The sequence below is a fragment of the Puniceibacterium sediminis genome, assembly GCF_900188035.1.
Lineage (GTDB): Bacteria > Pseudomonadota > Alphaproteobacteria > Rhodobacterales > Rhodobacteraceae > Puniceibacterium > Puniceibacterium sediminis.
This window is the reverse complement of sequence record NZ_FZNN01000001.1, coordinates 285,116-304,945: the sequence shown is the minus strand read 5'-3', so window position 1 is coordinate 304,945 and position 19,830 is coordinate 285,116. Positions and strand designations below refer to the sequence as shown.

Sequence of the window (19,830 nt, the reverse complement as noted above, 5' to 3'; positions counted from 1 at the left end):
ATTTGCCCGGGCAGGGTCCGCAGGACGGGGGCCAGCGCCCCCCTGCCATGCCCCGCAAAGGTGCCGCGCCCATGATCATCGAAACCATCGACGACTTCGCCCCCCTGCTACCGCGCGGCCGGCCCATCCTTGGGCTGGACCTTGGCGAAAAAACCATCGGCGTGGCCACGTCCGACGGGCTGCTGTCCGTCGCCACCCCGCTTGAAACCGTCCGGCGCAAGAAATTCACGCTGGACGCCGCCCGCCTGCAGGAACTGATCGCAGGCCGCAACGTGGCCGGGGTCGTGCTGGGCCTGCCGCGCAACATGGATGGCTCTGAGGGCGCGCGCTGCCAGTCCACCCGCGCCTTTGCGCGCAACTTCGAACGGCTCTGGCCGGGACCGATCACCTTCTGGGACGAACGCCTGTCCACCGTGGCCGCGGAACGTGCCCTGCTCGAAGCCGATACATCGCGCAAACGCCGCGCCGAAGTGATCGACCATGTGGCGGCCTCTTATATCCTTCAGGGCGTGCTGGACCGATTGGACCACATCCGCCGAAACGCCAAAGGCACCCCGGAATGAGCGACGACATCTGGACCCGCGACGAGGTTGAAAGCCCCTGCATCAAGATCTGCGTCATCCACCCGGAATCGCGGCTCTGCACCGGCTGCCTGCGCACCATCGACGAAATCACCCGCTGGTCGAAAATGCCCCCCGAGGAACGCCATACCGTGATGGCCGAACTGCCCTCCCGTCAGGGGCAGCTGACCAAACGCCGGGGCGGTCGCGCCGCGCGCCTCAACCGCAACTGACAGGGTCCCCCCCGGAATCCGCCGCCACAGGGCCCCAAACGCAAATAAGACGCCCCGCCCCGGTCGCCCCCACCCGGCTGCAACCGGCAATCGGCGCAAACCGGCAAACGGGTGACATTGTTCCTCCTCATGCCGAATCCCGGAACAACGTTCTTCTGCGCACCGCGCATCTGAACGCAAACAGACTTGCATCCCGCCGCAGCTCTCGACATCAGGGCCGGAAAACAACATTCCGGAGACCCTCCAATGTTCGAAGAGCTCGGATTCGAAACCCTGACCGCCCCGCAAGTGGTCGTCATCTTTGCCCTGATCCTGGGCGCTGTCTTTGGCATCCTGGCCGAGCGCACCCGCTTCTGCTTTCGCCGCAGCCTTGTGGGCGATGACCGCCGCGAGGCGTTGGGCGTCTGGATGACGGCGCTGGCCGTGGCGATCCTTGGCACCCAGTTCGCGGTTTATCAGGGCTGGATCGACTTTTCCGACCACCGTTTCATGACCCCCGACATGCCGGTTCTGGCCATCGCGCTGGGGGGCGCATTGTTCGGTGCGGGCATGGTGCTGACCCGTGGCTGCGTTTCGCGGCTGACCGTGCTGACGGGCGGCGGCAACCTGCGCGGGCTGTTCGTGCTGATACTCTTCGCCATCACCGCCCATGCCACGCTCAAGGGCGTACTTGCCCCGCTGCGCACCACACTTGGCGCCTACACCCTGCCGCTGGGCGATGCCGTATCGCTCGCCGCACTGCCCGGTGGCGCGCTGTTCTGGACCGCCGTTCTGGCGCTGGCGGCGTTGTGGGTTGGTCTCACTTCGGGCAACCGCCGCCGTACGCTGGTTCTGGCGGCGCTGATCGGCGCGCTGGTGCCGCTGGCCTGGGTCGGCACGGGCTACGTCCTTTATGATGACTTCGACCCCATCGCGATGGAGTCCTTCTCCTTCACCTCGCCCTTTGCCGAGACACTGTTCTGGGTCGTGGCCTCGACCTCGATCCCTGCGGGTTTTGGTGTGGGCCTGATCGGTGGCACGCTCCTCGGCGCGCTGGTCTCGTCGCTGGTGTTCGGCAGCTTCCGCTGGCAGTCCTTCTCGACCCCGCGCGAAACCGGCCGCTACGCCTCTGGCGCCGTGCTGATGGGCGTGGGCGGCGTGCTGGCAGGTGGTTGCACCATCGGCGCGGGCCTGTCGGGCATCCCGACGCTGTCGCTCGCCGCCGTACTGGCACTGGCCTCGATCGCAGCGGGTGCCCTGACCATGAACGCCGTGCTGGGGCAATCGGTGACACCGCTGCGTGCCCGCCCCTAGAGGTAACGCATTACTATCTCTGCCACATTTGGGGCTCTGCCCCGCCCGCGCAAGCGCGGACTCCCCGGAGTATTTGGGGGCAGATGAAAACGAAGACGTGTTATGAGGATCGGCCCGCAGCAGTGCCACGGGCCGACTATGAAGCATAGCTTCATCTGCCACGGTCATCGGCGCTCCCGCCTGTACCGTGACTCCATGGTGGCAGCGCGTGGTTAACAAAATCTTTTCGTTGTTTCATCTGCCCCCAAATACTCCGGGGAGAGTGAGGGGCCGGCCCCTCACTCCGGCGCGCGCCAAAGGCGCAAAGGTCAGCTTTCCGGGCCCTGCTTTTCTATCTGGTTATGGATCCGGCGGATCATCAGCCAGACCGTTGCGAAAACCGGCAGGGTCGCAAGCGCCGTCAGCAGCCCCTTTGAGATGCCGACAACATCGGCCAGCGGATACAGCAGGTAGGACACCAGCGACACCGCGTAGTAGCTGATCGCCACGACCGACAGCCCCTCGACCGTGTGCTGCAGACGCAGCTGCATGTCGGCGCGCTGGTTCATGCCCTCCAGCAATTGCTGGTTCTGAGCGGACCGCTCAACCTCAACCCGTGTGCGCAAAAGATCCCCGGCCCGCATCGCCCGGTTCGCCATGCTGGCAAGCCGCAGTTCGCTGGATTTGACCGTCCGCATGGCCGGGTCGTACCGGCGCATCATGAACTCGGCAAAGGTCTGCCGCCCGCGCCAGCGCGCCTCGCGCAGCACCTGAATACGCTGGCCCACGATCGCCTCATAGGCACCCGTCGCCCCCAACCGGAACGACGCCTGCGCCGACAGCGACTCAAGCTCGGCCGAAACGGACAGCAGGGATTTCAGCGTGTCCTCGGCCGGGCCGGTGCCCTCGGTCATCGCGACCATCAGCTTGGACAGCTCGCTGTCGATCTCGCTCATCCTCGGAGCCAGTTCGCGCACCCGCGAAAAGCCCAGCATCGACATGATCTTGTAGGTCTCGATCTCGCACAGCCGCTGGACGATCCGCCCGATCCGGCGTTCCCCCACATGCGGGCGCGGAAAGACCGCAAACCGCAGATGGCCCGCGGGATCGATGCGGAAATCGCCCGCAATCACCGCCTCATCGTCGATCACGCTGCTTACCGCCAGGCTTTCGGGGACAAACCAGTCGTCGATCTGTTCACCGATCACATCGTCATCCACCCGTTCGCAGACCCGGATCAGCGCCGAGGTGATCCGCACCCCGGGCGCCGCAGCCAGCCATTCGGCAGGAAAGACATCGAAATCCGACGGATCAAAGACCCGCGGCGTGACGCCGCTGAAAAACACCGTGTAGGTCACGAATTCGGTGTGCTGTTCCCATTTCAGAACATGCTGGCCGATGCGGTCGGAAAAATGCGTCGCCCCCGGCTGCGGATGCGCGGTGCCGTACCGGTCCAGCAGGTCGGTCAGGTGCTTTACGTCCAGCGACTTGTCCCGCGATGCGGCATCGTGCGGTTTCTTGATGGCCAGAAACACCGCCCGGCACGGCGCCTTAAGCGATGGAAACGGGCGGGCGTGCAATTCGTTGGCAAGCTTGAATCGCAGGGGGTGATCTTGGATCGGGGGCATGGCTCAGTCCGCTCTGTACCCCTCTGGCGTACCGCCGCCCCCGCGTCATGTAAAGAAAAAGTCTGTTGTGTTTCATGGGTTTGTCGGTGCGCAACCGCATACCGCCGCGCGCCGGGGCTTCGTCCCTGCGATCATGACAGCACCGTCCAGCCCGCCGACCGCCGTTGCAGCGGTCGATACACACGCCTCCGGCCCCTTGCTGCTGCGCTGTTGTCAGGAACACCAGAAACCCACGAATGCAGCCAGTTTACCCACAGAGGAAAAGAGGGCGTTCGCGCCGTCCGTGCATGAGCGCGGAGGTTACAGGCATAGCCAGCCCTGTCGCTATTGGCTGCTTTCAGCCGCCCAGCTGAGTACGCATAGCTTGATAGACAACTGCTGTGGCTACATTTGCCAAATTGAGCGATCGGACGCGTGAATCGAGCATCGGTAAACTGAATGTCCGATCTTCCATCCCATCCAGTATCGCCAATGGCAGGCCTTTGGATTCACACCCGAATACCAGATAGGCATCCTGTTGATAGTCAGGATCGTAAAGTGTTTGTTCGCCGTGCTCTTCGAAGAAGAACAGACTTTCGGGGCGTGGCTTGCGATCATCCAGAAAGCTTTCCCAACTGTCATATTCGCTGAGGTGAACATATTTCCAGTAGTCGGTCCCGGCCCGCCGCACGGCTTTCTCGGCAAGGGAAAACCCGTAGGGCTTGATCAAAATCAGCTCCAGGTTCAACGCAACGCAGGTCCGCCCAATTGCGCCCGTGTTGTAGGGAATTTCAGGCGTGACCAACACAACTTTCATGCAGGGCTCAGACATCGGATGTGTGGACCTTCTCACTCGATGACGCTGCATTCGCAGCGCATCGCTTAGTCGTTCTGATAAATAACGCTCGGGAAACTACCGGTTTTCAAGAAACTGGTGAGCCTGCAGTAGCGTTGTGGCGAGCCCGTCAAAAAAGCCCGGCACGCCAACATCTATCAGGGCTGAAGGCGCGTTTTCTTCTTGTGATGTGGTGCTTTCGGCAGGTTTCACATGAAAAAGTGTGGTCGGAGTATTGAGCAATTCCCGATAGCTCGCGCCTTTTCCGTGTTTGAGCACGTTGATCGCCAGATAATATTCGTGAACTCTATCGGCCAGATCCGTCTCTCCGCTATCCAGAAGAGCTGATCTTAATTTTCGCGAAAACGGACCCCGTTTGAAGTGATTCTGCATGCGCCCCTCGAAAAGGGTGAAGATATCAACCGCAGCCAATTCAAGCGCGACATTCGCGGCGCGAAGCTCTTCTACTTGGGCGTCGGACTTCGCCTGCCCTTCCAACTGATCCCGAATTTCCGAAATTCTGTCTTCGGATATCTTTGCTTTTGCCTGCGCTGCCGCAATCAGTGTCGGCACATCCTGTGATGTTGTCATCGTTCATTCTCCGTAGCGTCCCCCCTCCCTTAAGCTAAGCGGCCGGGAATGATAGGGGCAGGAAGGATTCGCAGGAAGGATTCATCGTGTCGCCGTACAAAGATCATTCTCGGGCGGCGATGCTCCAGGCCGACCATGCGCTGCGCGCCTGACAGAAGTCCGCCCCGATCTCAACGCCAAACTCCTTGAGCATGACACCCGAGCCGCCTGTCGCCGTTCACCGCCCCGGAATGCGAAAAGCCCCGCCGTTTCGGGCGGGGCTTTCCAGTAGCGTCCTAAGGCGGTGCCTCAGGAAATCTTTGTCAGCAACTCATCCAGCGACTTTTTCGCGTCACCATAGAACATCCGCGTGTTGTCCTTGAAGAACAGCGGGTTCTCGATGCCGGAATAACCGGTGCCCTGCCCGCGCTTGGACACGAACACCTGCTTGGCTTTCCAGCACTCCAGCACCGGCATCCCGGCGATGGGCGAATTGGGATCGTCCTGCGCCGCCGGGTTCACGATGTCGTTGGACCCGATGACGATGGCCACGTCGGTCGTGGGGAAATCGTCGTTGATCTCGTCCATCTCCAGCACGATGTCATAGGGCACCTTGGCTTCGGCCAGCAGCACGTTCATGTGCCCCGGCAGACGCCCCGCGACGGGGTGAATGGCGAAACGCACGACCTTGCCCTTGGCACGCAGACGCTTGGTCAGTTCGGCCACGTTCTGCTGCGCCTGTGCCACGGCCATGCCGTAGCCCGGGATGATGATGATCGAATCCGCCTCTTCCAGCGCGCTTGCCACACCATCGGCGTCGATGGCGATCTGTTCGCCCTCAACCGCCATCTGCTCACCCGCCGGGCCGCCAAAGCCGCCCAGGATGACCGACACAAAGGACCGGTTCATCGCCTTGCACATGATGTAGCTCAGGATCGCACCGCTTGAGCCGACCAGCGCGCCAACCACGATCAGCAGATCGTTGCCAAGGCTGAAACCGATCGCCGCCGCCGCCCAGCCTGAATAGCTGTTGAGCATCGACACAACGACAGGCATGTCCGCGCCGCCGATGCCCATGATCAGGTGGTAGCCGATGAACAGCGCCGCCAGCGTCATCAGGAACAGCGGGAACAACCCGCCGGTGTTGAAGTACCAGATAAGGCAGATGACCGAGACCGCCGCCGCCGCGATGTTGAGCATATGCCCACCCGGCAGCTTGACCGCCGCCGAGGATACCTTGCCCGCCAGCTTGCCATAGGCAATGACCGACCCGGTAAAGGTGATCGCCCCGATAAAGATCCCGAGGAACAGCTCGACCCGCAGGATCGACACTTCGACCGGCTGCTTGTGCGCCAGAAGGGCGGCAAAGCCCTCAAGCGCGGCACGCTGGGTTTCGTCCATCGCCATCACGCGGCCCATTTCGATATGGGCGACGTAGCCGACAAAGACCGCCGCCAGACCGACCAGCGAATGCATCGCCGCGACCAGTTCCGGCATCTGCGTCATCTGCACCTTGGTGGCCAGCTGATAGCCGATGGCCCCGCCCAGCGCGACCAGCACCAGCGATGCCAGCCACAGCCCCGAACCGGGGCCGATCAGCGTCGCGACAACCGCCAGCGCCATGCCGGTGATGCCGTACCAGACGGCCCGCTTCGCGCTTTCCTGACCCGACAAACCGCCGAGCGACAGGATGAAGAGCACCGCCGCGACCACATAGGCCGCCGTTGTAAATCCGAATTCCATTGCTCTGCCCCCTTACGATTTCTGGAACATGGCGAGCATGCGCCGTGTTACGAGGAAACCGCCGAAAATGTTGATGCCCGCCATAAAGACCGACAGCGCCGCCAGCAGGATCACCAGCCAGGACCCCGACCCGATCTGCATCAGCGCACCCAGGATGATGATCGACGAAATCGCATTCGTGACCGCCATCAGCGGCGTGTGCAGGCTGTGCGCCACACCCCAGATCACCTGGAAGCCGATGAACACCGACAGCACAAAGACGATAAAGTGCTGCATGAAGCTCGCCGGGGCGAACAGCCCGACAAACAGCACCAGCGCGCCGCCCACAGCCAGCAAAGTGACCTGCGATTTGGTCTGCGCCTTGAACGCCGCCACCTCGTCTGCCCGCTTCTCGGCGGGGGTCTTTTCCTTGACCTTTTCCTTGGGCTTCTGCGCCGCGATCGCCTTTACCTTGGGCGGGGGCGGCGGGAATGTGATCTCGTTCGCATGGGCAATCGTCGCCCCGCGGATCACGTCATCCTCCATGTTGTGATTGACGCGGCCGTCCTTGTCCGGCGTCAGGTCCGTCATCATGTGGCGGATGTTGGTCGCATACAGGGTCGAGGATTGCGTCGCCATCCGGCTGGGGAAATCTGTATAGCCGATGATCGTGACACCGTTGTCGGTGACGATCTTCTGATCCATCACCGTCAATTTGCAGTTGCCGCCCTTTTCCGCCGCAAGGTCGATGATCACCGACCCCGGCTTCATCGCGTCGACCATATCCTTGGTCCACAACTCGGGGGCTTCGCGGTTCGGGATCAGCGCCGTGGTGATGACGATATCGATATCGGGCGCAATCTCGCGGAACTTGGCCAGCTGGGCCGCCGCGAATTCCGGGCTGGATACCGACGCATAGCCACCCGATTCAGCGCCGTCCTTGGCGGTTTCCTCGAAATCGAGGTAGACGAACTCGGCGCCCATGCTCTCGACCTGCTCGGCCACTTCGGGGCGCACGTCAAAGGCATAGGTGATCGCGCCCAGCGCGGTGGATGTCCCGATGGCGGCAAGGCCTGCCACACCGGCACCGACGACCAGCACCTTGGCCGGGGGCACCTTGCCCGCCGCCGTGATCTGACCGGTAAAGAAACGGCCAAAGTTGTTGCCCGCCTCGATCACCGCACGGTAGCCCGCGATATTGGCCATCGAGCTTAGCGCGTCCATCTTCTGCGCCCGGCTGATGCGTGGCACCATGTCCATGGCGATGACGCTGGCACCCTTGTTCGCGGCGGCCTGCATCAGGTCACCATTCTGGGCCGGCCAGAAAAACGAGATCAGCAATTTGTCCGCCGTCAGCATCCCTACTTCGGCGTCCGAGGGCGGGCGCACCTTTGCGATGACATCAGCCCCCCGCCACAGCGCTTCTGCGCCGTGCACAACCTCGACCCCGGCTTCGGCATAGGCCTCGTCCATGAAACCTGCGGCCACCCCGGCCCCGGCCTCAATGGCACAGTCATAGCCCAGCTTCTGTAGCATCCGTGCTGATTCCGGCGTCATGGCAACCCGTGCCTCGCCGTCAAACACTTCCTTTGGCGTTCCAATTTTCACGTCTTAATTCCCCTCTTGCGTCAGACGGCGCCCTTTTAGGCAGCGGCGACCCATTCACTGATGGGTCTACCGTGCTGACCTAGCTCAGACAAGCTTGCTTGCGGTTGTAGACCATAGACTGCCGTGGAGTTTAATCCACCTATACGTATGTTGCGCATGTCAGCGGTGGCTCGCAACATCCTTGCTTTGATTTTGGCGTGTTTCCTATTGGAAACGTTGCAACACGCGGCATCCGGGGGCCTCTGCCCCGCCCGAAACCGCCACGCAGCCACGCGATACGCGACTCTGGGTCGCACCCGGCCAATGCATCCTGGCGCTTGGCAGCCATACGCCAGCCATACGCTTTCCATACGCAAACCATACGGGTTCCATACCGGTCATTTCACATCGCCTTGCCACCGCTGACCGCTCGGCTAACCTGTTGTGAAATCGGGGGAGGCACAGATGAATATCGCAGGGAAACATGCACTTGTCACAGGTGGCGGCACCGGAATCGGCCTTGCCATTGCCCGTGCCCTGGCTGCCAATGGCGCGCAGGTCACCATAACCGGTCGGCGCAAGGACAAGCTGGACGAGGCCGCACAAACCCAAGGCCTTTTTGCGCAAGTGATTGATGTGATGGACGAAAATTCCGTCGTCACCGGCGTCGCCACAGCCGTCGCGGCCCGCGGACCGGTGCAGATCTGCGTCCCCAACGCCGGAATCGCCGAAGGCCGCGCGCTTCACAAGACCGACCTTAACTTCTGGCGGACCATGATGGCGACCAACCTCGACGGCGCGTTTCTCACCATCCGCGAATCCCTGATGTCGATGCGCGAAACCGACTGGGGCCGGGTGATCGCCGTCTCCTCCATCGCGGGGGTCAAGGGTCTCAAGGGCGCCCCCTGCTATTCCGCGTCCAAACACGGGCTGATCGGCCTGATCCGCGCGCTTGCGGCGGATTCTCTGGGCAAGCCCTATACCTTCAACGCGCTCTGCCCCGCCTATGTCGATACCGACATCGTGCCGCAGAACATCACCCGCATCATGGCCCGCACCGGCATGTCCGAGGCTGAGGCCCACGCCGTCATGGACGGCGCCAACCCCCACGGCCGTCTGATCACCCCGGAAGAGGTCGCCGAGGCCGCGCTCTGGCTGTGCGGCGACCATTCAGGCAGCGTAAACGGACAGGCGATCCAGATCGCAGGAGGTGAGATGTGACCGATTTCAACTGGACACGCGATCAGTTCCACCTTCCCCAGGGGATGATCTATCTTGACGGTAACTCCTTGGGGCCGTTACCTAAAATGGCCCCGGCGCGGGTCATGGAGATGATGGAGAACGAATGGGGTGAACAGCTGATCGCCGGCTGGAATGCCTCTGGCTGGATGGCCCAGCCCACCCGTGTCGGCGACCGCATCGCGCGGCTGATCGGCGCCGAAAAGGGCCATGTGGTGATGGGCGACACCCTGTCGATCAAGGTGTTTCAGGCGCTGGCAGCGGCGCTGAAACTCAACCCAGATCGCAAGGTGATCCTGTCGGATTCCGGCAACTTCCCTTCCGATCTCTACATGGCCGAAGGGCTGGTGAACCTGCTTGGCAACGGTCTGGAACTGCGCATCGTCGCCCCCGAAGAGGTCGAGGATGCCATCACCGACGAAATCGCCGTCACCCTGATCACCGAGGTCGGCTATACTACGGGCCGCAAGCACGACATGGCGAAACTGACCGCAAAGGCGCATGAACACGGCGTGATCACCGTCTGGGACCTGGCGCATTCCGCCGGTGCGATTCCGGTTGATCTGGCGGGCGCTGGCGCGGATTTCGCTGTCGGATGCACCTACAAATACCTCAACGGCGGCCCCGGCGCCCCGGCCTTCATCTACGTCGCCCCGCGCCATGCCAAAACCGCCCAGCCCGCACTTGCCGGATGGCTGGGCCACGCCCGCCCCTTTGCGTTTGAGCAAGGATATGACGCCGGCAAGGGCATCGAACGCATGCGCGTCGGCACCCCGCCCGTGCTGCATTTGACGGCGCTAGAGGTCGCTCTGGATGTCTGGGACAAGGTCGACATGGCGGACGTTCGCGCCCGGTCGATCGCGCTCTGCGAAAGGTTCATCGCCGGGGTCGAGGAGCATTGCCCACAGCTAAGCCTTTGTTCTCCCCGCGATTCTGACTTGCGCGGCTCGCAGGTTTCGTTCCGGTTCGAACACGGCTATGCGGTGATTCAGGCGCTGATTGCCGACGGGGTGATCGGCGACTTCCGCGCGCCCGATGTGATGCGTTTTGGGTTCACGCCGCTTTACACCAGCGAAAAGGATGTGGACGAGGCGGTCGGGGTGCTGACACGGATCCTGCGCGGGGCGCTGTGGGACCGGCCTGAATTTCTGGAGCGCAAGGCGGTGACCTAAGCGGTCGGTCACACCAGCCCGGCAGGAACCCGGTGTCGGCTCAGGCCGATTTCCGACCCGGAAACGCCTTGGCCGCCACCCAATCCCGCGCAGCATCCCCAAAGGCCGTAAACAGCGGGCGCGAGACGGGATCGTTCGCCGCATCCCATTCCGGATGCCATTGAACCGACAGGGTAAAACCCGTCGCGCCCTCGATATAGGTGGCTTCTGGCGTGCCGTCGGGGGCATGGCCATCCACCACAACCCGCGCGCCGGGGCGCTTGATCCCCTGCCCGTGCAGCGTGTTGGTCATGACCTCCTGCGACCCCATCAGGCGGGAAAACGGCCCCCCTTCGGTGAAAGTCACCACATGGCGCAGGGCAAATTTCTCTTCCAGCGTGCCGTCGGGGGGCATCCGGTGGTTAATCCGCCCCGGCAGGTCCCGGATTTCAGGGTAAAGCGAACCGCCCATGGCCACGTTCACCTCCTGAAAGCCGCGGCAGATGCCCAGAAAGGGCTGTCCCCGCTCGACACAGGCGCGCACCAGCGGCAACACGATGGCATCGCGGGCGCGATCAAAGGCACCATGCGCCTCGGTCGCCTCTTCGCCGTATTCTTCGGGATGCACATTGGGCCGTCCGCCGGTCAGAACGAACCCATCGCAGGCCTCAAGCAGTTCATCGACCGACATGAACCGCGGATCGGCGGGAATCAGCAGCGGCACACAATCCGCCACACAGGCCACCGCCTCGGAGTTCATCGAGCCGCCGGCATGGGCCGGATACTGGTCGTTCAACAGATGCTGGTTGCCGATGATGCCAACGATCGGACGGGTCATGGTGCCCCCTTCAGGATAGTCGAATGCACATTACATAAGCTACCCTGAAGGAATGGAAAAGAGCGGCTCAGATTTCGGCGCTCAAACCCACGGATTCAATGCCCGCTTTTGCGGCGGCTGCATCATTTTCCGACGAATCACCGGTGACCCCCACTGCGCCGATCACGGCCCCCTTGGCATCACGTACCAGAACACCGCCCGGCACCGGGATCATCTGCCCGCCATAGGCCGCCCCGGCAGCGGCGATGAAATAGGCCTGCGCCTCGGCACGCTTCATCTGCGCCGTGCCCGCCATGCCCAGCATGATGGATCCATAGGCCTTGCCCTGCGCGATCTGGAACCGCCCCGGGCTCGCGCCGTCTTCACGCTCGAACGCGATCACATGCCCGCCCGCATCCAGCACGATGGCCGTCAGCGGGTTCATCCCCGCGGCTTTGCCATGCTCCAGCGCCTTGCGAATGATCGTCCGCGCCCGTCTCAGTGAAATCCCGGCCATATCGTCTCCAATCCCTGTTTCTTCTCTTTCCATGCGCGCCTGAAGGTACCCGAGGGGGCCGACAGCCCCCTCATCCCCTTGTCACGAAGCCTTCTGTGAGGCGGCCTTGAGCTGCAATCTGCGGGCATGAAGCACCGGCTCGGTATAGCCCGAAGGCTGCACGCGCCCGCGAAACACCAGATCACAGGCCGCCTGAAACGCGATGCTGCCAAAGTCCGGTGCCATCGGGCGATAGGCCGGATCCCCGGCATTCTGACCGTCCACGACCACGGCCATCTTGCGCATGACTTCCATCACCGTGGCCTCGCTCACCACATCGTGGTGCAGCCAGTTGGCGATGTGCTGCGCTGAAATCCGGCAGGTCGCGCGATCCTCCATCAAGCCCACATTGTTGATGTCCGGCACCTTGGAACAGCCTACGCCCTGATCGATCCAGCGCACAACATAGCCCAGAATACCCTGTGCGTTGTTCTCGACCTCGCGCAGAACCTGATCTTCGGACCATTTCTGGAACGCCGCCAGCGGGATGTCGAGGATGGTGTCCACATGCGCACGCCGCCCGCCCTTGCGCAGACGTGCCTGCACGGCGAATACGTCGATCTTGTGATAATGCAGCGCGTGCAGCGTGGCGGCGGTGGGCGACGGCACCCAGGCGCAGTTGGCGCCGGCCTTGGGATGCTCGATCTTCTGTTCAAGCATCGCGGCCATCATGTCGGGCATCGCCCACATGCCTTTGCCGATCTGGGCCTTGCCGGACAATCCGCACTCCAGACCGATATCGACATTGCGGTTTTCATACCCGCCGATCCAGGCCTTGCGCTTGATGAAATCCTTGCGGCTGAACGGACCGGCCTCCATCGAGGTGTGGATCTCGTCCCCGGTCCGGTCAAGGAACCCGGTGTTGATAAAGGCCACGCGCGATTTCGCCGCCCGGATACATTGCTTGAGGTTCACCGAGGTGCGCCGTTCTTCGTCCATGATGCCCAGCTTGACGGTGTTCTGCGGCATGCCCAGAACCTTTTCGACAAAGCTGAAGGTCTCGTCGGCAAAGGCGACCTCTTCGGGGCCGTGCATCTTGGGCTTGACCACATAGACCGATCCGGTGACCGAATTGCCGCCCACGCGGGCAAGGTCGTGCTTGGCGATCACCGCGGTGATCATTGCATCCATCAGACCTTCGAACACTTCGTGGCCGTCACGGTCAAGGATCGCGGGGTTCGTCATCAGATGACCCACATTGCGGATCAGCATCAGCGCGCGCCCCTTCAGGGCCACCTTGCCACCGTCCGGCGCGGTATAGACCCGGTCCGCGTTCAGCGCACGGGTCAGGCTCTCGCCGCCCTTCTCGAAGGTCTCTTCCAGATCGCCCTTCATCAAGCCCAGCCAGTTGGCATAGGCCTGTGTCTTGTCTTCACCATCGACGCAGGCGACGGAATCTTCGCAGTCCATGATGGCGGAAATCGCGCTTTCCATCTGGACGTCAGCCAGACCGGCCTGATCCCGGCTGCCGATCCGGTGGGTGCGGTCAAACACCAGTTCAACGTGCAGTGCGTTGTTGCGCAGCACCACCGCTTCGGGTGCACGGGGGTGCCCCTTGTAGCCCACAAATTTCGACGGATCGACCAGCGGCATGTCATCCACCAGCAGGGCGCCGTTGTGAATGTGATAGCGGCGCGCATCCGCGTGGCTGCCGCCATCAATCGGGAATGCCTCGTCCAGGAAAACCCGCGCCCGCGCCACGACCCGCGCACCACGGCCCTTGTCATAGCCGCCCTTGGGCGCTGGTGTGCCCATGGCGTCCGTGCCGTAAAAACCATCATACAGGCTGCCCCAGCGGGCATTCGCGGCGTTCAGGGCATAGCGCGCGTTGGTGATCGGCACGACCAGCTGCGGCCCCGGCACGGTGGCGATCTCGGGGTCAACGTTTGCGGTGTCGATCTCGAAGTCATCACCCTCGGGCAGAAGGTAACCGATCTCGGCCAGGAAGGCCTTGTAGGCTTCGTGATCATGCGGCTGGTTGCGCCGCTTGATGTGCCAGCCGTCGATCTGGGTTTGCAGTTTGGCGCGCGTTTCCAGCAAGGCACGGTTGCGAGGCCCGAAATCGTGGATCAGATCCGACAACCCCTGCCAGAATATGTCCGCAGACACATTGGTGCCCGGCAATGCCTTTTCTTCGATGAAGGAATACAGGATTTCGTCGATCTGAAGATCGGATCGGGTGATACGTGTTGTCATGTCGGCCTCCCCCTAGGATTTGTTCGGTATGCAATTGTGTGCATCATTAGAAAAAGAGTTTCCGATAGGCAACAGGCGAAGCTGATCAGAAGCGGTTCAAAGTGCTCATTCCGCCATTCTGCCGCCTGCCTTCGCAAATTGCGACAACGATCCTCACAACCGGGGAATCCATCCCGGACCCGTGCTCGCCACTGCGCCAGACAAAGAATGATGTATCGCTTCTGTGCAGAGATTTCACCGGCTTCGGTGACTGGCATGATGTATGTCCGTACTGAAAGCGGACATCACAGAAACGAAAACTGACGGCCCGATGTACAATCAGACCGTCAGTTATCTGGTTAGAAAATAGAATGAATCAGCTGCACGCCGGTGCGCGAAATTCCAACAGAAACGTGGCCTATGTCAGAACGACCAACCATGTCACCGAAAGGCTATTCCGTCTGAACCTCTTCGCCGGTGCGCCCGTCGATCTGCGCCTTTGCGCCGTCTGGAGCGTCGGCGGCGCTCACTGTCCAGACAAGCCAGCCAACCAATAGAATGGCGACAAAGATCAGCACCGCCTTCATTCCCAGAATCGAAGGTTTGTGCCGCTTTTCTTCGGTTGTCGTGTTTGTATCGGGTGCAGACATAGGAGAGACCTTTCCAAAAAACAGTGGGAACGCTGTTGCAGCGTCCGTTTCACGGACCTAACACTCGGACAAATGACGCGGTTCCATACGATCAGGGCCTGCGCTGCGAATTCAGGAGAGACCGGAAATGAAAGACGCCGCCCCCCAAACGATCTACCTGCGCGATTACACACCCTTTGGGTTCGTGGTCGAAGAGGTCCATCTGACATTCCGGCTGGCCCCGACCAGCACCCGCGTCCTGAGCCGCATCAAGTTCGCCCCCAATCCGGAGGCCACCGACAAGACGTTCTTCCTGCATGGCGAAGATCTGATCCTGAAGTCGTCCAAGATCGACGGCAAGAAGGTCACGCCCACCGTGACGCCCGAGGGGCTGACCTGCGCCGTGCCCGACAAACCCTTTGTCTGGGAGAGTGAAGTCGAGATCAGCCCGCAAACCAACACCGCGCTGGAAGGGCTGTATATGTCGAATGGCATGTACTGCACCCAGTGCGAGGCCGAGGGTTTCCGCAAGATCACATACTACCCCGACCGCCCTGACGTGATGTCGGTCTTTACCGTGCGCGTCGAAGGCCCGCATCCCGTTCTGTTGTCCAACGGCAACCCCAAGGACAGCGGCGACGGCTGGGCCGAATGGCGCGACCCATGGCCCAAACCGTCCTATCTGTTTGCGCTTGTGGCCGGCGATCTGGTGAATTTCCCCGGTGAATTCACCACCTGTTCGGGCAAGGATGTCGAACTGAACATCTGGGCGCGTCCGGGCGACGAAGGCAAATGCGCCTTCGGCATGGAAGCGCTGAAAAAGTCCATGAAGTGGGATGAGGAAGTGTATGGGCGCGAATACGATCTCGACATCTTCAACATCGTTGCGGTGGACGATTTCAACATGGGCGCGATGGAGAACAAGGGGCTGAACGTGTTCAACTCCTCTGCCGTTCTGGCATCCCCCGAAACCTCGACCGACATGAACTTTGAACGCATCGAGGCGATCATCGCGCATGAGTATTTCCACAACTGGACCGGCAACCGCATCACCTGCCGCGACTGGTTCCAGCTGTGCCTGAAAGAGGGTCTGACGGTTTTCCGCGACTCGCAGTTCACCTCTGACATGCGTTCGGCCCCGGTCAAGCGGATCAGTGATGTGATCGACCTGCGCGGTCGCCAGTTCCCCGAGGATCAGGGTCCGCTGTCCCACCCTGTGCGGCCCGAGTCGTTTCAGGAAATCAACAACTTCTACACTGCCACCGTATATGAAAAGGGCGCCGAGGTGATCGGCATGCTAAAGCGGCTGGTCGGTGACGAAGATTATGCCGAGGCGCTGGAGCTGTATTTCGCGCGTCACGACGGGCAGGCCTGCACGATCGAGGATTGGCTGAAGGTGTTCGAGGATGTGACGGGCCGCGACCTGACCCAGTTCAAGCGCTGGTATTCCCAGTCAGGCACCCCGCGCCTTTCGGTCAGTGAGGCCTACGCCGACGGCACTTATACACTAACCTTCAAACAGCATACGCCGCCCAGCCCGGATCAGGCGGAAAAGCTGCCGCAGGTGCTGCCCATCGCGGTGGGTCTGCTCAACCCCAATGGCGACGAAGTGGTGAAAACCACGCTGCTTGAGATGACCGAGGCCGAGCAGAGCTTTGAATTCCGGGATCTGGCGAGCAAACCCGTTCCGTCCCTGCTGCGTGGCTTTTCCGCCCCCGTGGTGCTGGAGCGCGCGGCAAGCCGGGACGAACAGGTTTTCCTGCTTGCGCATGACACGGACGCATTCAACCGCTGGGAAGCGGGGCGCAACCTTGCCCGCGCCAGCCTTATCGCGATGGTGCGCGACGGTGCGGCCCCCGATCAGGCCTATCTTGACGGCCTGGCTGCGCTGCTGCGCGACGATGACCTCGACCCGGCCTTTCGCGCGCTGATGTTGTCCCTGCCGTCGCAGTCCGAACTGGCGCAGGCGCTGTACGAAGTGGGCGTGACGCCGGACCCCGATCAAATCTGGCAGGCCAAGGAAACCATGGCGGACACCATGGCCCGGACCTTCCGGGATCTGCTGCCCAAGCTAGCCTTTGAGGGCAAGGTGACGGAGCCCTATGAACCCAGTGCAGAACAGTCTGGCAAGCGTTCGCTGGGCGCGGCGGCGCTGGCCCTGCAGACGCGGCTGGACGGCGGTGAAGCGGCGCAAAAGCAGTTCGACAAGGCCGACAACATGACCTTGCAGCTCTCGGCGCTCAGCCAGCTTATTCAGGCGGGCAAGGATGCGAAAGCGGTGCAATCCTTCCACGACCAGTGGAAGGATGACCGGCTGGTGATGGACAAATGGTTCGGCCTGCAGGTCGGTGCAGCGCATCCCGCACAGGCGGTGGACCGGGCGAAAGCGCTGACCGAACATCCGGCCTTTGACATGAAGAACCCCAACCGGTTCCGCGCGGTCTTTGGCGCGCTGGCGATGAACCACGCCGGGTTCCACCGCAAGGACGGCGCCGGTTATGATCTGCTGGCCGATTGGCTGATCAAGCTGGATGCAAAGAACCCGCAGACCACGGCCCGGATGTGTTCCGCTTTCCAAACCTGGCGGCGCTATGACGCCGACCGGCAGTCCCTGATGAAGGCCGCGCTGGAACGCATCGCCGCCCAGCCAAGCTTGTCGCGTGACACGACGGAGATGGTCAGCCGGATTTTGGGCTAAAGCTTTGGAGAGCAGGGCCGGGATGGCGCGGGGGGCATGGCGGGCACCGTCTCGTCCACCCCGACCATCCCATCCTTGGAAATACCTGCCAGACCAGCATTCGACATGATGGACCCCTGTGCCGATCACACAGACAGATCCGATAATAACGGATCTGTCGCCAAGGCAATTGATGACCGGAACAGGATTGAACTTGAGCTTTCGCTCTGTTCAATCGCCTCTTTTTTCGATAAATCGAAGGAACCGGCGGCTTCACGCCCGCGTTATCCGATTGGACTTGCTGTTTTCCGCTCACGCCGGGAGCCAGCACTTTCCTGGGCTTGCGCTGCTTGAACAGACAGCGCGACCCTGTCACAGACCTGTTTCAATAACCTGTTCTGAGTGCCATATGCAGGACCGTATCGACCCATTGATCCAAGAACGCGCGCCGTGGCTATTTGCCGATCGGCCCGGAACGCGGCATGCTCGCGCCACCCTGAACTTCCTGCTCGGGTACGAAAAGACCGTCTCGCTTGCCAGCGCGTTCGAGGAAATGCCCTCGGACAAGATCATGGCAGCGATGGGCCAGCTGTTGGCGCGCGACGTTGAGGTCGCGGGGCTGGGCCACGTTCCCCGTCACGGAGCGGCATTGATCGTGGCGAACCACCCCACCGGGATTGCTGACGGGATCATCCTGAACCATTTGCTGACCAAGGTGCGGCCGGACAGCTATTTCTTTGCGAACCATGACATCCTGCGCGTCCTGCCGCAGATGTCAGACATGATTGCGCCCGTCGAATGGCGGCAGGAAAAGCGCAGCCATGGCAAGACGCGTGAAACGATGGCCTTTACCCGCTCGGCGGTCGAAGGTGGGCGGCTTGGCGTCATCTTTCCGTCCGGACGGCTGGCGAAACGCCGCGGTCTGTCGCTGCATGAACGGCCTTGGCTGGCGTCGGCTGCGATGATCGCGCGCAAATTCGACCTGCCCGTGATCCCGGTAAACATCCGCGCCCGCAATTCGGTGCTGTTCTACCTGTTCGACCTAATCCACCCGACCCTGCGCGACATCACCCTGTTCCATGAGACGCTGAACAAGCATCGCCAACCCTACCGTGTCACGGTGGGAGAGCCGATTTCGGCCAGCGCGCTGCCTGCGCGGTCGGATGAAAGCATCGAAATGCTGCGTCGCGCGACGCTGGCACTGGGTGGTGCGCGGGCACCGGCTGTGTCTCTGGTGGACAGTACGCGCAAGCCATCCTGGCTCAAGGCATACTAAGCGAAAGTTCTGATAGATCGCTCTGGGTCCGCGCCATTGCGGGCCAAACTGCGCTGACCGCCCCGTATTTACTGGCCCTTGGCTAAGGGATCGGCCGCGCCTTTGGCCTTGTGGCGTCAAGCGCGCGACAAAAACTCTGCGATCGGGTCCAGGACATCATGTCGTCACGCTTGGCCGCGTTGTGGAACGGCCCCCAGTCAGCGGCCACACCACGCATCCCCTTTGACACCACACCGTCACGCGCGACAGTGTGCGCCATGATCCTGAGCGCGCAGGACAGGTTAGCAGGCCCGTAGATCAGCGCATCGCCGCTATAGGCGCGACATCCATAGCTGCGCGCCGTTCCCGGCAGGATCTGCAGCAACCCATACCACCGCCCACCACCACCGACGGCTTTGGGGCGGTAGGTGCTTTCATGTTTGGCCAAGGCAGACAGCAGGCCGACCCAGAACGCCTCGCGCTTGGCCTTGTCGGCCGTTCGGTAGGCGGGGCACCAGGCATCAATGTCACGCGGCACCATTCTGGGCAGATCACTGGCATGTCCGCGCAGCGCCGATACCGAAGCGCGGGTCCACAGCAGGCCGCGCGCCCGATCGCTCCAGCGTACGGCAGGCAGGCTTTCAGACCGTGCGACCGGACGCAGAGATTCGGTCACCGCCAGCGGCGATTGCGGCGGAAAGGCGGGCGATGTGGTGGCCCACCCTCTCAGAGGAGCCAGAATCATAGCCAGAAGAAATGCGAAACGCAGCATGGCGGCCACATTGCCTCACATCCACGCTGCCGCACAAGTCGGAGCCCCCGGACGCCGCTGCCCCGCCCAACAAGAGAGACTTCAAATTATATAAAATCTTTGCAAGAATTTTGGAAAGAATATCACTCAAGTGACGCGCGGCTGCCCTTTTTGGGCCAGATTGTATAGGCAGA

The 19,830-nt window shown here is 61.9% G+C and carries 17 protein-coding genes; 7 read left to right on the top strand and 10 right to left on the bottom strand.

Features of this window, described 5'->3' with window-relative positions; all coding sequences use genetic code 11:
* Positions 1-71 precede the first annotated feature (71 nt).
* From ruvX to CHB75_RS01445, 3 genes are all read left to right on the top strand, one after another.
* Positions 72-563, top strand: a complete 492-nt coding sequence (ruvX, locus tag CHB75_RS01455) for a Holliday junction resolvase RuvX (RefSeq protein ID WP_089268972.1) — start codon at positions 72-74, stop codon at positions 561-563.
* Positions 560-793 (top strand): DUF1289 domain-containing protein, encoded by a 234-nt coding sequence (locus tag CHB75_RS01450; RefSeq protein WP_089268735.1) that lies wholly within the window; start codon positions 560-562, stop codon positions 791-793. Before ruvX ends, CHB75_RS01450 begins: the two co-directional genes overlap by 4 nt.
* Positions 794-1,039: 246 nt before the next feature.
* Entirely contained in the window at positions 1,040-2,086 is a 1,047-nt protein-coding gene (locus CHB75_RS01445; RefSeq protein WP_089268734.1) for a YeeE/YedE family protein, read from the top strand.
* 308 nt (positions 2,087-2,394) lie between these two features.
* Here the strand turns inward: CHB75_RS01445 and CHB75_RS01440 are convergent, their stop codons facing one another.
* From CHB75_RS01440 to CHB75_RS01420, 5 genes are all read right to left on the bottom strand, one after another.
* Positions 2,395-3,693: a DUF3422 family protein gene (locus tag CHB75_RS01440; RefSeq protein WP_089268733.1), complete on the bottom strand. Its 1,299-nt coding sequence runs from the start codon at positions 3,691-3,693 to the stop codon at positions 2,395-2,397.
* Positions 3,694-4,030: 337 nt separating this feature from the next.
* Complete coding sequence (locus tag CHB75_RS01435) at positions 4,031-4,489, bottom strand: tRNA (cytidine(34)-2'-O)-methyltransferase (RefSeq protein ID WP_342745270.1); 459 nt, start codon at positions 4,487-4,489, stop codon at positions 4,031-4,033.
* A gap of 96 nt (positions 4,490-4,585) precedes the next feature.
* Positions 4,586-5,098, bottom strand: a complete 513-nt coding sequence (locus CHB75_RS01430) for a hypothetical protein (RefSeq protein WP_089268731.1) — start codon at positions 5,096-5,098, stop codon at positions 4,586-4,588.
* A 288-nt stretch (positions 5,099-5,386) separates the two neighbouring features.
* Positions 5,387-6,820, bottom strand: a complete 1,434-nt coding sequence (locus tag CHB75_RS01425) for an NAD(P)(+) transhydrogenase (Re/Si-specific) subunit beta (RefSeq protein WP_089268730.1) — start codon at positions 6,818-6,820, stop codon at positions 5,387-5,389.
* 12 nt (positions 6,821-6,832) lie between these two features.
* Positions 6,833-8,407 (bottom strand): Re/Si-specific NAD(P)(+) transhydrogenase subunit alpha, encoded by a 1,575-nt coding sequence (locus CHB75_RS01420; protein ID WP_089268729.1) that lies wholly within the window; start codon positions 8,405-8,407, stop codon positions 6,833-6,835.
* Between the two features lie 444 nt (positions 8,408-8,851).
* Between CHB75_RS01420 and CHB75_RS01415 the strand changes: the two genes are divergently transcribed.
* Positions 8,852-9,607 carry an SDR family NAD(P)-dependent oxidoreductase gene (locus tag CHB75_RS01415; protein ID WP_089268728.1) on the top strand — a complete coding sequence of 252 codons (756 nt, stop codon included), beginning with the start codon at positions 8,852-8,854 and terminating at the stop codon, positions 9,605-9,607.
* A complete protein-coding gene (gene kynU / locus CHB75_RS01410; RefSeq protein WP_089268727.1) occupies positions 9,604-10,797 on the top strand; it encodes a kynureninase in 1,194 nt (397 codons plus the stop codon). Before CHB75_RS01415 ends, kynU begins: the two co-directional genes overlap by 4 nt.
* A gap of 40 nt (positions 10,798-10,837) precedes the next feature.
* On the opposite strand, the gene CHB75_RS01405 is transcribed toward kynU, so the two are convergent.
* From CHB75_RS01405 to CHB75_RS01390, 4 genes are all read right to left on the bottom strand, one after another.
* Positions 10,838-11,614 (bottom strand): gamma-glutamyl-gamma-aminobutyrate hydrolase family protein, encoded by a 777-nt coding sequence (locus CHB75_RS01405; protein WP_089268726.1) that lies wholly within the window; start codon positions 11,612-11,614, stop codon positions 10,838-10,840.
* A gap of 67 nt (positions 11,615-11,681) precedes the next feature.
* Positions 11,682-12,110 (bottom strand): GlcG/HbpS family heme-binding protein, encoded by a 429-nt coding sequence (locus CHB75_RS01400; RefSeq protein WP_089268725.1) that lies wholly within the window; start codon positions 12,108-12,110, stop codon positions 11,682-11,684.
* Positions 12,111-12,191: 81 nt separating this feature from the next.
* On the bottom strand, positions 12,192-14,345 hold the full coding sequence (locus tag CHB75_RS01395; RefSeq protein WP_089268724.1) for a malate synthase G: 2,154 nt from the start codon (positions 14,343-14,345) through the stop codon (positions 12,192-12,194).
* 431 nt (positions 14,346-14,776) lie between these two features.
* A complete protein-coding gene (locus CHB75_RS01390) occupies positions 14,777-14,974 on the bottom strand; it encodes a hypothetical protein (RefSeq protein WP_089268723.1) in 198 nt (65 codons plus the stop codon).
* A 127-nt stretch (positions 14,975-15,101) separates the two neighbouring features.
* Between CHB75_RS01390 and pepN the strand changes: the two genes are divergently transcribed.
* Entirely contained in the window at positions 15,102-17,651 is a 2,550-nt protein-coding gene (gene pepN, locus CHB75_RS01385) for an aminopeptidase N (RefSeq protein WP_089268722.1), read from the top strand.
* A 388-nt stretch (positions 17,652-18,039) separates the two neighbouring features.
* Positions 18,040-18,906 (top strand): lysophospholipid acyltransferase family protein, encoded by an 867-nt coding sequence (locus tag CHB75_RS01380; RefSeq protein WP_089268721.1) that lies wholly within the window; start codon positions 18,040-18,042, stop codon positions 18,904-18,906.
* An 82-nt stretch (positions 18,907-18,988) separates the two neighbouring features.
* On the opposite strand, the gene CHB75_RS01375 is transcribed toward CHB75_RS01380, so the two are convergent.
* The gene (locus CHB75_RS01375) at positions 18,989-19,657 is read right to left on the bottom strand and encodes a transglycosylase SLT domain-containing protein (RefSeq protein ID WP_245840588.1); all 669 of its coding nucleotides are present in this window, start codon (positions 19,655-19,657) and stop codon (positions 18,989-18,991) included.
* Positions 19,658-19,830 lie beyond the last annotated feature (173 nt).